At 69.7% G+C, this 15,393-nt stretch carries 11 protein-coding genes and 1 tRNA gene; 9 read left to right on the plus strand and 3 right to left on the minus strand.

The window, feature by feature from the left end:
• Positions 1–9 precede the first annotated feature (9 nt).
• Together ACJX2R_RS15615 and polA are read right to left on the minus strand one after the other, a co-directional pair.
• On the minus strand, positions 10–1,770 hold the full coding sequence (locus ACJX2R_RS15615) for a lytic transglycosylase domain-containing protein (RefSeq protein ID WP_413100598.1): 1,761 nt from the start codon (positions 1,768–1,770) through the stop codon (positions 10–12).
• Positions 1,771–1,883: 113 nt separating this feature from the next.
• Positions 1,884–4,622 carry a DNA polymerase I gene (polA, locus tag ACJX2R_RS15620; protein ID WP_413100599.1) on the minus strand — a complete coding sequence of 913 codons (2,739 nt, stop codon included), beginning with the start codon at positions 4,620–4,622 and terminating at the stop codon, positions 1,884–1,886.
• Positions 4,623–4,856: 234 nt separating this feature from the next.
• On the opposite strand from polA, the gene ACJX2R_RS15625 reads away from it, so the two are divergent.
• From ACJX2R_RS15625 to ACJX2R_RS15660, 8 genes are all read left to right on the plus strand, one after another.
• Entirely contained in the window at positions 4,857–7,163 is a 2,307-nt protein-coding gene (locus ACJX2R_RS15625) for an FdhF/YdeP family oxidoreductase (protein ID WP_413100600.1), read from the plus strand.
• 81 nt (positions 7,164–7,244) lie between these two features.
• Positions 7,245–7,760, plus strand: a complete 516-nt coding sequence (locus tag ACJX2R_RS15630; protein WP_413100601.1) for a hotdog fold thioesterase — start codon at positions 7,245–7,247, stop codon at positions 7,758–7,760.
• A 55-nt stretch (positions 7,761–7,815) separates the two neighbouring features.
• Positions 7,816–8,274: a hypothetical protein gene (locus ACJX2R_RS15635; RefSeq protein ID WP_413100602.1), complete on the plus strand. Its 459-nt coding sequence runs from the start codon at positions 7,816–7,818 to the stop codon at positions 8,272–8,274.
• A gap of 511 nt (positions 8,275–8,785) precedes the next feature.
• Complete coding sequence (locus ACJX2R_RS15640) at positions 8,786–10,018, plus strand: branched-chain amino acid ABC transporter substrate-binding protein (protein ID WP_413100603.1); 1,233 nt, start codon at positions 8,786–8,788, stop codon at positions 10,016–10,018.
• Positions 10,019–10,119: 101 nt separating this feature from the next.
• Positions 10,120–11,052 (plus strand): branched-chain amino acid ABC transporter permease, encoded by a 933-nt coding sequence (locus ACJX2R_RS15645; protein ID WP_164434188.1) that lies wholly within the window; start codon positions 10,120–10,122, stop codon positions 11,050–11,052.
• 12 nt (positions 11,053–11,064) lie between these two features.
• Entirely contained in the window at positions 11,065–12,819 is a 1,755-nt protein-coding gene (locus ACJX2R_RS15650; protein ID WP_413100604.1) for a branched-chain amino acid ABC transporter permease, read from the plus strand.
• Positions 12,816–13,733: an ABC transporter ATP-binding protein gene (locus tag ACJX2R_RS15655; RefSeq protein ID WP_413100605.1), complete on the plus strand. Its 918-nt coding sequence runs from the start codon at positions 12,816–12,818 to the stop codon at positions 13,731–13,733. Before ACJX2R_RS15650 ends, ACJX2R_RS15655 begins: the two co-directional genes overlap by 4 nt.
• Positions 13,730–14,446: an ABC transporter ATP-binding protein gene (locus tag ACJX2R_RS15660; protein WP_262704724.1), complete on the plus strand. Its 717-nt coding sequence runs from the start codon at positions 13,730–13,732 to the stop codon at positions 14,444–14,446. Before ACJX2R_RS15655 ends, ACJX2R_RS15660 begins: the two co-directional genes overlap by 4 nt.
• A 63-nt stretch (positions 14,447–14,509) precedes the next feature.
• Here ACJX2R_RS15660 and ACJX2R_RS15665 read toward each other — a convergent pair whose 3' ends face one another.
• Positions 14,510–15,151, minus strand: a complete 642-nt coding sequence (locus ACJX2R_RS15665) for an ANTAR domain-containing response regulator (RefSeq protein WP_413100606.1) — start codon at positions 15,149–15,151, stop codon at positions 14,510–14,512.
• A gap of 97 nt (positions 15,152–15,248) precedes the next feature.
• Here ACJX2R_RS15665 and ACJX2R_RS15670 point away from each other — a divergent pair.
• Positions 15,249–15,323, plus strand: a tRNA-Leu gene (locus ACJX2R_RS15670).
• The last annotated feature ends 70 nt before the right edge of the window (positions 15,324–15,393 follow it).

Genomic DNA, 15,393 nt, shown 5'->3' on the forward strand with positions numbered 1-15,393 from the left:
GGCGCTTGGCTACGCGGCGGGGGCCTGGGTGACCGTCAGCTCGATGTCCAGGACGGCGCCGCCCTCGGCGGTGAGGCGGAGCAGGAAGGTGCCCGCCTGGTCATCGGTGAGGATCTTCGGCAGCGTGAGCTGGCCGAGGACGTTGGTCTTCAGGGCGGCCAGGGTGCGCACCGGCTTGCCCTTGTCGTCCAGGAAGTAGGGCCCCTTGTCGTTGGGCTTGGGGTCCTTCGCCGAGGTGATCATGGTGGCGGTCACCGGGACGTCCGCCATGAGCTTGCCCTTGTCGGTGGCCTTGACGGTGAGCGCGTCGGCGAAGGAGGCACCGGCCTGGGCCGTGAGCTTCTTGTCGCCGATCCGGGCCAGCGCGTCGGCCTGCGGCACGGGCCGGGCCTTGACGGTGGCGGTGAACTCGACCGGGGCGGCCTCGCGCCCCACGGCGGTGGCGCGCACGGTGAAGGTGCCGGTCTTCTCGCCCGCGAGCAGCTTCGGCGCGGCGGCGGTGCCATCGGCGGCGGTCAGCACGGTGGCGGAGTTGACCAGGCCGAGGAAGCGCGTGTCGGTGTCGCCGAGGATCTCGTACCGCACCCGGGCGGCGGCCACCGGCTTGCCCGCGGTGTCCACGGCCTTGACGCGCGGCGACCGGTCGAACCCGGTGCCCGCGATGGTGGACAGCTCCTTCGCGCCGACGGTGGTGAGCTTGCTGGTGCCGCTCGGGGTGGACGGCGGAGTGGTGGGAGGCTTCGGGGTCGGGGTCCCGGTGCCGGGGGTGCCCTCGTTCCCGTCGGCCGGCGGGGTCGGGGTGGTGGTGTCGGGCTCGTCGTTGGGCTTGGGCAGGGTGTGGGCGTCGTTCTCCTCGCCCTTCCCTGGGTCCTTGCCACCGCCCTTACCCGGATTCCTGCCCGAGTCCTTGCCCTTGTCGCCCGAGCCGGAGTCCTTCCCCGAGGGGATCCCACCGGTGCCGTCGGGGACCTCATGGGTGCCGCGCTTGTAGTACTCGAACCACGACAGGACGGTGTTCAGGTATTCCCGCGAGTGGTTGTAACCGAGGATCGCGCGGTCCAGGTCTGCCTTGACGGACAGATCGCGGCCGTCCGCGCAGAGGTAGCCGCCCGCGGCGAGGGCGGCGTCATAGACGTTGTTGGGGTCCTTCTCGCCGTCACCGTTGCCGTCCCGGCCCCAGCTGGCCCAGGTGGACGGGATGAACTGCATGGGGCCGACCGCCCGGTCATGCGTACTGTCGCCGTCGTAGGCACCGCCGTCGGTGTCCTTGATCAGGGCGAAGCCGTCGCCGTTGAGGACCGGGCCGAGGATGGGCGAGACGGTGGTGCCGTCCGCGTCCACATTGCCGCCGCCGGCCTGGCCGGACTCGACCTTGCCGATCGCGGCGAGCAGCTCCCAGGGCAGATTGCAGCCGGGGTTGGACTCCCTCAGGGTCGCTTCCGCCTTCTTGTAGGCGGCCAGGACGCTCGCTGGTATGCCCGCCTCGGGCTTGGTGCTGCTGCCCCCGGGGAGCCCGGGCAGATCGATCGAGGAGCCCGGCTTGTCGGGGGTGACCAGAGGTGGCAGATCGGTGTGGTACGAGGAACCACCGTCGATGGGCGTGTCGTCCGGCGCCGGTGCCTCCCCCGCCCGCTGCTCCCGGTCCCGGTCGCCATGGTCGGAATTGGCGAATCCCGGCGCCTGGGACGCGGTGAGGGCGGCCATCGCGGCCGCCGCCACCGCTGTCGTGGCCGCCCCCTTGCGCAGTCGTCGGCCGATTAGCGGTGCCATCCGTGTGCCCCTCCCGTCGAACACGATGCGCTCCCCCGGCGCGTCAACTCTGGTGACACTACGACAACTTATGGCCCGCAGCTACCGGTGCAAACACCCCATCGGGCGAACTCTCAGTGAGCCGCGGACTCCCAGTCGGCACCGGATCCTACCGATACGTCCAGCGGAGCGCTCAGTTGGAAGGCGCCCGTCATCTCCCGGCGCACCAGCTCCTCGACCCGCTCCCGCTCACCGGGGGCGATCTCCAGCACGATTTCGTCGTGGACCTGCAACAGCATCCGCGACGAGAGTTTCTCCTTCGTCAACGCCGCGTCCACCTTGAGCATCGCGATCTTCACGATGTCGGCGGCGGTGCCCTGGATCGGGGCGTTGAGCGCCATCCGCTCGGCCATCTCGCGGCGCTGGCGGTTGTCGCTGGTGAGGTCCGGCAGATAGCGGCGGCGGCCGAGCATGGTCTCCGTATAGCCGGTGGCGCGCGCCTCCTCGACGACCCGCTGGAGATAGTCGCGCACCCCGCCGAACCGCTCGAAGAAGTTCTCCATCAGCTTGCGGGCCTCGTCGGGGGTGATGCCCAGCTGCTGGGAGAGTCCGAACGCCGAGAGGCCGTACGCCAGCCCGTAGGACATGGCCTTGATCTTGCGGCGCATCTCCGGGTCGACCGCCGACTTGTCGACGGAGAAGACCTGGGAGGCGACCGTGGTGTGCAGGTCCTCACCGGAGGTGAACGCCTCGATCAGGCCCTCGTCCTCGGAGAGATGGGCCATCACACGCAGCTCGATCTGGCTGTAGTCGGCGGTCATCAGCGACTCGAAGCCGTCGCCGACGACGAAGCCGCGCCGGATCGCCCGGCCCTCGTCCGTGCGCACCGGGATGTTCTGGAGGTTGGGGTCGGTGGAGGAGAGCCGGCCGGTGGCCGCCACGGTCTGGTTGAAGCTGGTGTGGATGCGGCCGCCGGGGGCGATGGTCTTGATCAGACCCTCGACGGTGGAGCGCAGCCGCGCCTGCTCACGGTGGCGCAGCATGATCACCGGGAGCTCGTGGTCGGTCTGCGCGGCCAGCCAGGCCAGCGCGTCGGCGTCCGTGGTGTACCCGGTCTTGGTCTTCTTGGTCTTGGGCAGGCCCAGCTCGCCGAAGAGCACCTCCTGGAGCTGCTTGGGCGAGCCGAGGTTGAACTCATGGCCCACCGCGGCGTGGGCCTCCTTCACGGCGTGCTGCACGGCGGCCGCGAACTGCTGCTCCATGCGCTCGAGCCAGCCGCGGTCGGCGGCGATGCCCGACCGCTCCATCCGGGCCAGCAGCTCGGAGACGGGCAGCTCCATGTCGTGCAGCAGCCCGGCCGCGCCCACGTCCTTCAGCCGGCCGCCGAAGGCCTCGCCCAGGTCCAGGATGGTCCGCGCCTTGATCATCAGGGCGTCCCGCTCGGCCTCCTCATCGGCGCCGAAGGCCAGCTGTCCGCTGTCCGCGGCCACCGCAGGGGACAGCTCACGGCCCAGGTACTCCACCGACAGGGCGTCCAGCTCGAAGGAGCGGCGGCCTGGCTTGACCAGATAGGCGGCGAGGGCGGTGTCCATGGAGACGCCCGCTACGGACCAGCCGTGCTCGGCGAAGACCCGCATGATCCCCTTGGCGTTGTGCAGCACCTTGGGCCGGTCCGGGTCCGCGATCCACTCGGCGAACGCCCGCTCGTCGGCCTCGTCCAGCTGCGAGGGGTCGAAGAAGGCGGCGGGGCCGGAGCCGGTGGCCAGCGCGACCTCGCTGACGCTGCCGCTGCCCAGCGCCCAGGTGTCGACGGTGGCCAGGCCCAGCGGGGCGTCGCGGTGGCTCTCCAGCCAGGGGGCGAGCTCACCCGCGCCCAGCGCCGCTCCGTCGACCGCGACACCCGGCTCGGCGGCCACGGGCTCGTCCGCCGCCGCGCCCGGGTCGACGGCCATGATCCGGTCGCGGAAGTTCTGGTGGCGGAACTCCAGCGCGTCCAGGATCACGCCGAGCGCCTCCCGGTCGTACGGGGCGCGCGCGAGCTCCTCGGGGCCGGCGGTGAGCTCCACGTCCCGCACCAGCTCGGTCAGCTGGCGGTTGAGCTTCACGGACTCCAGGTGGTCGCGGAGCTTCTCGCCGACCTTCCCCTTGACCTCCTCGACCCGCTCCACCAGCTCCTTGAAGGAGCCGAACTGATTGATCCACTTCGCCGCGGTCTTCTCGCCGACGCCCGGGATACCGGGGAGGTTGTCCGAGGGGTCGCCGCGCAGGGCCGCGAAGTCGGGGTACTGGCTCGGGGTGAGGCCGTACTTCTCCTGCACCTTCTCGGGGGTGAACCGGGTCAGCTCGGAGACGCCCTTGGTGGGGTAGAGCACCGTGACATGGTCGGTGACCAGCTGGAAGGAGTCCCGGTCGCCGGTGACGATCAGGACGTCGAAGCCCTGCTCCTCGGCCTGGGTGGCGAGGGTGGCGATCACATCGTCGGCCTCGAAGCCCTCCACCGCGAAGCGCGTGATCTTCATGGCGTCGAGCAGCTCGCCGATCAGCTCGACCTGGCCCTTGAACTCATCGGGGGACTTGGAGCGGTTCGCCTTGTACTCGGTGAACTGCTCGGAGCGCCAGGTCTTGCGCGAGACGTCGAACGCCACGGCGAGGTGCGTGGGCCGCTCATCACGGAGCGTGTTCGCCAGCATCGAGGTGAAGCCGTAGATCGCGTTGGTGGTCTGGCCGGTGGTCGTGTTGAAGTTCTCCGCCGGCAGCGCGAAGAACGCCCGGTATGCCAGGGAGTGCCCGTCCAGCAGGAGCAGGCGGGGACGGTCATCCCCCGTGCGGTCGGGCGCGGGCGCTGCGGTCTTCTTCGATGCTTTCTCTGCCACGCCCCCGATCCTGCCACGCCCCACCGACAATGCCTCCCGCTCCGGCCACCGGACCGGACCGGGCGCACGACCGGACCGGTCCGCGCGGCCGGAACGGCCGTACCACCGGGCCAGACCGGGCCGGGCCGCCGAAGCCGGACCGGGCCGCCGCCCCGGCTGTCGGTGGCCCGTGACAGGATCGGACCCAGTAGGTCCACACACAGGTCCCGCAACGCCCGAGCCAAGGGGAGCGACATGGCAGCGAAGCCGCCCGCAGGCGATCCGATCCAGGACGCGCCCGAGGTCACACCCCCACAACATGCCGCCGCCGGGTTGCCGGCCGTGGGGCATTCGCTGCGCATCGCCCACCAGCAGATGGGCGTGCGCCGCACCGCGCTCACGCTGCTGCGCGTCAACCAGAAGGACGGCTTCGACTGCCCCGGCTGCGCCTGGCCCGAGCCGGACAAGCGCCATGCGGCCGAGTTCTGTGAGAACGGCGCGAAGGCCGTCGCCGAGGAGGCCACCCTCCGCCGGGTGACGCCCGACTTCTTCGCCGCCCACCCGGTGGCCGACCTCGCCACCCGCAGCGGCTACTGGCTCGGTCAGCAGGGCCGGCTGACCCAGCCCATGTATCTGCCCGAGGGCGCCGAGCGGTACGAGCCGGTGAGCTGGGACCGCGCGTTCGACATCATCGCCGACGAGCTGACCGCGCTCGACTCCCCCGACGAGGCGGTCTTCTACACCTCGGGCCGCACCAGCAACGAGGCGGCCTTCCTCTACCAGCTCTTCGCCCGCGAGTTCGGCACCAACAACCTGCCAGACTGCTCCAACATGTGCCATGAGTCCTCCGGCTCGGCGCTCACCGAGACCCTCGGCGTCGGTAAGGGCAGCGTGCTGCTGGAGGACCTCTACAAGGCCGACCTGATCGTCGTGGCCGGGCAGAACCCGGGCACCAACCACCCGCGCATGCTCTCCGCCCTGGAGAAGGCCAAGGCCAACGGCGCGAAGATCATCTCCATCAACCCGCTGCCCGAGGCCGGTCTCGAGCGGTTCAAGAACCCGCAGAACGCCCGCGGTATCGCGGGGGGCGGCACCGCGCTCACCGATCTCTTCCTCCAGATCCGGATCGGCGGCGACCAGGCCCTCTTCCGCCTCCTCAACAAGCTCATCCTGGAAGCGTCCGACAGCGCCTCCGGCGCGGGGGAGGGAGCCATCGACGAGGAGTTCATCCGCGAGCACACCCACGGCTTCGAGGAGTTCGCCGCCGAGGCCCGCGCCGCCGACTGGGACGAGACGCTGCGCGCCACCGGTCTCGACCGCGCCGACATCGACCGCGCGCTGCGCATGGTCCTCGACTCGAAGCGGACCATCGTGTGCTGGGCGATGGGCCTGACCCAGCACAAGCACTCGGTGCCCACCATCCGTGAGGTGGTCAACTTCCTGCTGCTGCGCGGGAACGTCGGCCGCCCCGGCGCCGGGGTCTGCCCGGTGCGCGGCCACAGCAATGTGCAGGGCGACCGCACCATGGGGATCTTCGAGCGGCCCGCCCCGGCCTTCCTGGACGCCCTGGAGCGCGAGTTCGGCTTCGCCCCGCCCCGCGAGCACGGCTTCGACGTCGTCCGGGCCATCCGCGCCCTGCGCGACGGCCAGGCCAAGGTCTTCTTCGCCATGGGCGGCAACTTCGTGGCGGCCTCCCCCGACACCGAGGTCACCGAGTCCGCGATGCGCACCGCGCGGCTGACCGTCCATGTCTCCACCAAGCTCAACCGCTCCCATGTGGTGACCGGCGCGCGGGCGCTGATCCTGCCCACCCTCGGCCGCACCGAGCGCGACGTCCAGGGCGGCGGCCCGCAGTTCGTCACCGTCGAGGACTCCATGGGCATGGTGCACGCCTCCCGCGGGCGCCTGGAGCCCGCGAGCTCCCATCTGCTCTCCGAGCCCGCCATCGTCTGCCGGCTGGCCCGCCGGGTGCTGGGCCCCGAGAGCCGCACCCCCTGGGAGGAGTTCGAGAAGGACTACGCGCACGTCCGCGACCGCATCGCCGCGGTCATCCCCGGCTTCGAGGACTTCAACGAGCGGGTGAGCGACCCCTCCGGTTTCGCCCTGCCGCACGCCCCGCGCGACAGCCGCAGCTTCCCCACCGCCACCGGCAAGGCCAACTTCACCGCGGCCCCCGTCGAGTACCCCGAGGCGCCCGAGGGCCGGCTGCTGCTACAGACCCTGCGCTCCCACGACCAGTACAACACCACCATCTACGGCCTGGACGACCGCTACCGCGGCATCAAGAACGGCCGCCGGGTGGTGCTGGTGCACCCCGAGGACGCCCAGGAGCTCGGGGTGGCCGACGGCTCCTACGTCGACCTGGTCGGCGAGTGGAAGGACGGCACCGAGCGGCGCGCCACCGGCTTCCGCGTGATCCACTACCCGACCGCGCGCGGCTGCGCCGCCTCGTACTACCCGGAGACCAACGTCCTGGTCCCGCTGGACGCCACCGCCGACACCAGCAACACCCCGGCGAGCAAGTCCGTGGTCGTCCGCCTGGAACAGACAACCCCGGCCTAAGCGTTTGCTCAGTTGCCTGGTAAGAAGGTGGCCACCACAAGCAAAGGTGGCCACCACAGCAACCGAACGGAGCCTGTCCCGATGGGCGAGCAGACCAGCGTGAAGTTCCCGCAAGAGGTACTCGAGGAGTACGCGGCGCTCGGCGTGGATCTTCCCGCGCTGTTCTCCGCCGGGCACCTCGGCACCCGCATGGGCGTGCGGATCCTCGAGGCCTCGGCTGAGCGGGTCGTGGGCACCATGCCGGTGGAGGGCAACACCCAGCCGTACGGGCTGCTGCACGGCGGCGCCTCCGCCGTGCTGGCCGAGACCCTGGGCTCGGTCGGCTCGATGCTCCACGGCGGCAGCGGGCGGATCGCGGTCGGCGTGGACCTCAACTGCACCCACCACCGGGGCGCCCGCTCGGGCCTGGTCACCGGCGTCGCCACCCCCGTCCACCGGGGCCGCTCCACCGCCACCTACGAGATCGTCATCAGCGATGAGCAGGACCGGCGGGTGTGCACCGCCCGCCTCACCTGCCTGCTGCGCGAGGTGGACGACGCCGGCCGGGCCAGGACGGTCGCCGACATCACTGAGGCGAAGGACCGCGCCGAGCTGTGACGCCCGGCGCCATCGCCGTTGTCCCCCTGGGAGGCCGGGTCTACCGTGACCCTCCATGGGGGCAACGACCCGGGCGGGCCCCCGGCCCGCCGCCGTCCGTGGATGCGTTCTCGTACTCGCCGTGACGCTGGCCGGATGCGGCGGCTCCGGTTCCGGCCCTTCGGACGACTCCCACAACTCCGGTGACTCCCGTAACGCCCCGGCGTCCGCACCCGCCCCTCACAGCCCCACGCCGCGGGCCGCCTCCCCCGTACGGCTCTGCGCCGACCTCACCTCCTACTGGGCCGAGCAGGATCTCGCGGGCAGCCATTGGGCCGGGCTCGACTGGGAGCAGAAGGGGCTCTCCAACGAGCAGTACGAGATCTACGACGACATCGTCCGGGCCGCGCGCACCGAGCGGAAGCGGCATGGCACCCCGGCGGCCAAAGCACTGATCAAGCGACTGGCCGAGCGCCGCTGCGCGGCCGCGGACGGCGCCACCCACAGCTCCGAGAACTGGCGCCCGCCGACCTGAGCCGCACCGACGCGACACATCCGCGCGGCACCGGTCCGACACCATTCCGGAACCCCGCCCACCGCCCCGGACAGGCTCCCGACCCGCACCGCCAGCCGTAACACTGCGTAACACTGACGCAATATAAGATCGCGTTTTCGACACGCTCGGCGACCCCGAAAACGATCTTTCCGCGCTCATCCGCGCACCCGCTTCCGCGCTTCGTTCACAAGCTCACCGCACTCCTTAGCGGAACTGCACCTTCTCAGGATCCGGACCTAATGATTGGCCCAAATCCGCCCCATTCGTCCCTTCCGTTCCGCTACACGGACATCCCGGGGTGACGCGCGTCATAACAAGACAGTCACATCATCGTCTAGCCCTCTGCCCCCGGTCGCGCCCCGCGCTTAGAGTCACAGCCAGTCACGGCCCCGTGGGATGTACGCCGCACCCACCCGGCCCTTCCAGGTTCATCCGGCGAGGACACGGCACCCCCCGAACCCGGGGTGCCGGGCCAGCGAAAGGATTCCTCGTGCGACACCGTTCCTTGCTCATCATGACGACCGCCATCACGGCGGGCGCACTCACTCTCAGCGCCTGCGGGTCGCGGGACGACAAAGACGACAGTGGCGGCAAGGACAGCAAGACGACCGTGGTCATCGGTGTCGACGCCCCGCTCACCGGCTCGCTGTCCGCCCTCGGCCAGGGCATCAAGAACTCCGTCGACCTCGCGGCGAAGGTAGCCAACAAGAACAACGAGGTGGACGGGGTCACCTTCAAGGTCAAGTCCTTCGACGACCAGGCCGTGCCCTCCTCCGGCAAGGCGAACGCGACCTCGATGGTCGACGACGAGGACATCCTCGGCGCGGTGGGGCCGCTCAACTCGGGCGTCGCCCAGTCCATGCAGGGCGTCTTCGACAGAGGCGACCTCGCCCAGGTCTCCCCCGCCAACACCAACCCGGCGCTGAGCCAGGGCGACGACTGGGCCTCGGGCAAGAAGTCGCGCCCCTTCAAGACCTACTTCCGCACCGCGACCACCGACATCATCCAGGGCCGCTTCGCCGCGCAGTACTACTTCAAGGACGCGAAGAAGCGGAAGGTCTTCGTCATCGACGACAAGCAGGCGTACGGCAACGGCCTCGCCACCATCTTCGCCGAGGAGTTCAAGCGCCTCGGCGGCAAGGTCGTCGGCCGGGACCACCTGACCGTCAAGGAGACCGACTTCTCCGGCATCGCCAACAAGGTGAAGTCCTCCGGCGCCGACTCGGTCTACTTCGGCGGCCAGTACCCCGAGGGCGGTCTGCTGTCCGACCAGGTCAAGCAGGCCGGCGCGCAGGTCCCGATCATGGGCGGCGACGGCATCTACGACCCCGCCTTCATCAAGGCGTCGGGCACCAACAACGACGGTGACCTCGCCACCTCCGTCGGCTACCCGGTCGAGCAGCTCGACTCCGCCAAGACGTTCGTGAAGAACTACGCGGACCAGCACTACAAGGACCCGTACGCGGCCTACGGCGGCTACTCCTACGACGCCGGCTGGGCCATCATCCAGGCCGTCAAGGCCGTGGTCGAGGACAACGACGGCAAGCTCCCGGACGACGCCCGCGCCAAGATCACCGAGGCGCTCGGCAAGGTCTCCTTCGACGGCGTCACCGGCAAGGTCTCCTTCGACCAGTACGGCGACACCACGAACAAGCAGCTGACCGTCTACAAGGTCACCAAGGGCGCCTGGAAGTCCGTGAAGAGCGAGACCTTCAAGGACTGACCCCCGGCAGCGATCGCACACCCACGAAACGAATCCGCGCGAGGGCGTACCCATCGCCCTCGCGCGGCGTCATATCCGACACGCTCATCGGAGGCCCTGCGGTGCACGAACTGCCGCAAACGCTGGTCAACGGCCTGACCCTTGGCGCCCTCTACGGCTTGATCGCCATCGGGTACACCATGGTCTACGGCATCGTCCAGCTCATCAACTTCGCCCATGGCGAGATCTTCATGATCGGGGGCTTCGGGGCCCTCACCATCTACATCTGGCTGCCCAGCGGCACCGCGCTCTCCCTCGCCCTGCCCCTGATGCTGATCGGCGGCATCGTCGCCTCGGTCGCCATCGCCACCGCGGCGGAACGCTTCGCCTACCGGCCCCTGCGCGGCGGCCCCCGGCTCGCCCCCCTGATCACCGCGATCGGTCTGTCCATCGCACTGCAACAGGCCGTCTGGGCCTTCTACCCCGACGCCAAGAAGCCCCGCAGCTTCCCGCAGTTCGAGGGATCGTCGTTCGAGATCCTCGACAATCTGCACATCCAGCGCGGCGACGCCTTCCTCCTCATCGCCGCCCCGCTGTGCATGCTCGCCCTGGGTCTTTTCGTCTCCAAGAGCCGGGCCGGCCGCGCCATGCAGGCCACCGCGCAGGACCCCGACACCGCCAAGCTCATGGGCATCAACACCGACCGCATCATCGTGATGGCCTTCGCCATCGGCGGTGCGTTCGCCGCCGTCGCCGCCCTCTCCCACGGGCTCAAGTACGGCCAGATCAACTTCGAGATGGGCTTCATCGCCGGTCTCAAGGCGTTCACCGCCGCCGTGCTCGGCGGCATCGGCAACATCTACGGCGCCATGCTCGGCGGCGTCGTCCTGGGTGTCGTCGAGGCCCTGGCCATCAAGTACATCCAGGACATACCCGGGATGGACCAGCTCGGCGGCGGTGCCTGGAAGGACGTATGGGCCTTCACCCTGCTCATCGTCGTCCTGCTGGTCAGGCCACAGGGTCTGCTCGGCGAACGCGTAGCGGACCGGGCGTGAGGGAGTGAACCGATGACCACCGACAAGACCCAGCCCACCGCCGTGCGCAAGGCCGAGGCCGGCGCACCCGCCCCGCGCACCACCCTGCTCCGGGCCCTCACCGCGGCCGGCGGCGCCGCCGCCGTCGTCTCCACCTTCCTGGCCTGGACCTGGACCGCCGAGTTCCCCGGCGATCTGACCGTCTACGGCTACCCCGGCGGACTACAGCTGCTCACCCTCGTCCTGTCCATCGCCACCGGCGTCTTCGCGCTGGCCGCCCTCGACCTGAAGGGGCTGCGCTGGCTCACCCCCAGCGGCTCCACCCAGGCCCTGCGGATGCTGGCCCTCGGCACCTTCGCCGTCACCTGGTTCACCGTCATCGCCATCGCGGTGGATCTGGACGGCCTGGTCAACCTGGAGCCCGGCGGCTGGATCGCCGCAGTGGTGACCGCCGCCCCCGTGGCCACCACCTTCCTGCTCCCGGACGACAGCCGTCCGCTGTGCCGCCCGAAGGAGCTGCCCTCCTGGGCCGAGATCCTGATCATCGCGGCGGTCTTCGCCGTCGGCCTCTACGTGGTCAACTACGGCATCCAGACCGACAACGACCACCCCGAGCCGTTCCTCGGCTACCTCATCGCCGTCGGATTCGCGGCCGTCGCCCTGGTCAAGGCCGGGCTCATCAGCCGGATCAGCGAGCTCACCAGCTCCTACCGCTCCGTCACCCTGGTGGCGGCGCTGATCACCGCGATCGTCTTCCCCTTCTTCCAGGACAAGTCCAGCTTCACCGAACTGGGCGTCAACATCGCCATCTTCGCGACCGTCGCCCTCGGCCTGAACATCGTCGTCGGCCTCGCGGGCCTCCTGGACCTCGGGTATGTCGCCTTCCTCGGCGTCGGCGCCTACACCGCCGCCCTGGTCTCCGGGTCCACCGCCTCGACGATCGACGTCAAGTTCCCGTTCTGGGCCGCCGTGATCACCGGCGGCGTGGTCTCCCTGATCTTCGGCGTGGTCATCGGCGCCCCGACCCTGCGGCTGCGCGGCGACTACCTCGCCATCGTGACCCTCGGCTTCGGAGAGATCTTCCGTCTCGCCATGCTGAACCTCGACGGCACCTCCGGCCCCTCCGTCACCAACGGCCCCGACGGCATCCCCAACATCCCGCCGCTGGAGATCTTCGGGTTCAACTTCAACGATGACCACAGCATCGGCGGCATCAGCCTCGACTCCAACGGCAACTACTACCTGCTGATGCTGCTGGTCACGGTGGTCGTCGTGCTGATCTTCAGCCGGGCGGGCAACTCCCGTATCGGCCGCGCCTGGGTCGCCATCCGCGAGGACGAGACCGCCGCCACCGCCATGGGCATCAACGGATTCCGGGTCAAGCTCATCGCCTTCGCGCTCGGCGCCACCCTGGCCGGGGTCGCCGGCGCCGTATGGGCCCACTTCCAGTCCACGGTCGTCCCCGAGCAGTACGTCTTCGCCGGACCCGTCCCGCCCAACTCCACCTTCCTGGTGGCCGCCGTCATCCTCGGCGGCATGGGCACCATCGGCGGCCCGCTGCTCGGCGCCACCCTGCTCTATCTGATCCCCAAGAAGCTGGAGTTCCTCCAGGACTACCAGCTCCTCGCCTTCGGCGTCGCGCTCATCCTGCTGATGCGCTTCCGCCCCGAGGGGATCGTCCCCAACCGGCGGCAGCAGCTCGAATACCACGAGACCGGCCAGCTCGACGTCCCGGGCGCCACCGGACTCAAGGACAGTGCCGTCGGCGTCACCAAGGCGGAGGCATGACAGCGATGACCACCACCACGACCTCCCCCGTGCTCACCGCCACCGGCGTCACCATGCGCTTCGGCGGGCTCACGGCCGTACAAGCGGTCGACCTCGACGTCCACCCAGGCGAGATCGTCGGCCTCATCGGGCCCAACGGCGCGGGCAAGACCACCTTCTTCAACTGCCTCACCGGTCTCTACGTCCCCACCGAGGGCAGCGTCGCCTACCGGGGCACCGTGCTGCCGCCCAAGCCCCACCTCGTCACCCAGGCGGGCATCGCGCGCACCTTCCAGAACATCCGGCTCTTCGCCAATATGACGGTCCTGGAGAACGTGCTCGTCGGCCGCCACACCCGCACCAAGGAGGGTCTGTGGTCGGCCCTGCTGCGCGGCCCCGGCTTCAAGCGCGCCGAGGCCGCCTCCAAGGCCCGTGCCATGGAACTCCTGGAGTTCACCGGCCTCGCCGACAAGGCCGACCACCTCTCCCGCAACCTCCCCTACGGCGAACAGCGCAAGCTGGAGATCGCCCGCGCCCTCGCCAGCGACCCCGGACTGCTGCTGCTCGACGAGCCCACCGCCGGAATGAACCCCCAGGAGACCCGCGCCACCGAGGAACTGGTCTTCGCCATCCGGGACCTGGGCACCGCCGTGCTCGTCATCGAGCACGACATGCGCTTCATCTTCAACCTCTGCGACCGGGTCGCCGTGCTCGTCCAGGGCCAGAAGCTCGTCGAGGGCACCTCGGAGGTCGTCCAGAGCGATGAGCGCGTCATCGCCGCCTACCTCGGCACCCCCTTCGAGGGCGCGCCGGGCGAGGAGGAGGCCGCCGAGGTCGAGGCCGCGGAGGCCGGGGCCACGACCGGAGCCACGGACGGGGCCGCGCAGGACGAGGCCCAGCGGGGCACCACAGCACGTACGGAGGACGGACAGTGACCGCACTGCTCGAGGTCGAGGACCTGCGGGTCGCCTACGGCAAGATCGAGGCCGTCAAGGGCATCTCGTTCAGCGTCGAGGCCGGACAGGTCGTCACCCTCATCGGTACCAACGGCGCGGGCAAGACCACCACGCTGCGCACCCTGTCCGGCCTGCTCCAGCCGCTCGGCGGGGAGATCCGCTTCGACGGCAAACCGCTGCGGGGCGTCCCCGCGCACAAGATCGTCGCCCTGGGGCTGGCCCACTCGCCCGAGGGGCGGCATATCTTCCCGCGGCTGTCGATCGCCGAGAACCTCCAGCTCGGAGCGTTCCTCCGGAAGGACGCGGACGGCATAGCCGCCGACATCCGGCACGCCTACGAGCTCTTCCCCATCCTCGGCGAGCGCCGCAACCAGGCGGCGGGCACCCTCTCCGGCGGTGAGCAGCAGATGCTCGCGATGGGCCGGGCCCTGATGTCCCGCCCCAAGCTGCTGATGCTCGACGAGCCCTCGATGGGCCTCTCACCGATCATGATGCAGAAGATCATGCAGACCATCGCCGAGCTCAAGTCCCAGGGCACGACGATCCTGCTGGTCGAGCAGAACGCCCAGGCGGCCCTGTCGCTGGCCGACCAGGGCCATGTGATGGAGATCGGCAAGATCGTGCTGTCGGGGACCGGCGAGACGCTGCTGCACGACGAGTCGGTGCGGAAGGCGTACCTCGGCGAGGACTGAGGCCGACGGGAAGGGCCCGCACCGCCGCTCGGGCGGTGCGGGCCCTGTCCGTTCGTCCCTCTTCTACTGCTCCTTGTTGCCGGCCTTCTTCTCCGCCGCGTCCTCGATGACGGCCTCGGCCACCTGCTGCATCGACAGCCGGCGGTCCATCGAGGTCTTCTGGATCCAGCGGAAGGCGGCGGGCTCGGTCAGCCCGTACTGCGTCTGGAGAATGCTCTTGGCCCGGTCGACCAGCTTGCGGGTCTCCAGCCGCTGGGAGAGGTCGGCGACCTCCTGCTCCAGGGTCTTCAGTTCGGTGAAGCGGGAGACGGCCATCTCGATGGCGGGGACCACATCGCTCTTGCTGAACGGCTTCACGAGATACGCCATCGCCCCGGCGTCCCGGGCCCGTTCGACCAGTTCGCGCTGGGAGAAGGCGGTCAGCATCAGCACGGGGGCGATGCGGTCGGCGGCGATCCGCTCGGCGGCGGAGATGCCGTCGAGTACCGGCATCTTCACGTCGAGGATGACGAGGTCGGGGTGGTGCTCCTGGGCGAGCGCGACAGCCGTCTCGCCATCGCCCGCCTCGCCTACGACGGAGTACCCCTCCTCCTCGAGCATCTCCTTCAGGTCGAGGCGGATGAGGGCCTCGTCCTCGGCGATGACGACGCGAGTTGTCTGCGGTGGGACGTGCGACTGCGCGTCGGGGGCGTCAGCGGTGCTCACTGTGCTCCTCGTTTTCCTGGCAGGTGGGCACCACGAGCCTACCTAGCTGCGGTAAGGTGGACGCGCAGCGGGTCATTGGTGACCTTCGAAACTGCAAGCCCCGGTAGCCCAATTGGCAGCAGGCAATGGATTCAAAACCCATACAGTGTCGGTTCGAGTCCGACCCGGGGCACTTTTCCTTCGATTCCAAGGTCACATTGGAATCGGTCTTCTTCACTCGATGAAGTGAACGTTTCGCCGGA

This window comes from Streptomyces sp. Inha503, from assembly GCF_047215865.1.
GTDB classification, from domain to species: Bacteria; Actinomycetota; Actinomycetes; order Streptomycetales; family Streptomycetaceae; genus Streptomyces; species Streptomyces lycopersici.

What these genes read in the sequence shown, in the direction of transcription:
- ACJX2R_RS15615 (WP_413100598.1), bottom strand. Translation starts at nt 1,770, where the DNA reads ATGGCACCGCTAATCGGCCGACGACTGCGCAAGGGGGCGGCCACGACA.
- ACJX2R_RS15625 (WP_413100600.1), top strand. Translation starts at nt 4,857, where the DNA reads ATGGCAGCGAAGCCGCCCGCAGGCGATCCGATCCAGGACGCGCCCGAG.
- ACJX2R_RS15650 (WP_413100604.1), top strand. Translation starts at nt 11,065, where the DNA reads ATGACCACCGACAAGACCCAGCCCACCGCCGTGCGCAAGGCCGAGGCC.
- ACJX2R_RS15655 (WP_413100605.1), top strand. Translation starts at nt 12,816, where the DNA reads ATGACAGCGATGACCACCACCACGACCTCCCCCGTGCTCACCGCCACC.
- ACJX2R_RS15630 (WP_413100601.1), top strand. Translation starts at nt 7,245, where the DNA reads ATGGGCGAGCAGACCAGCGTGAAGTTCCCGCAAGAGGTACTCGAGGAG.
- ACJX2R_RS15635 (WP_413100602.1), top strand. Translation starts at nt 7,816, where the DNA reads ATGGGGGCAACGACCCGGGCGGGCCCCCGGCCCGCCGCCGTCCGTGGA.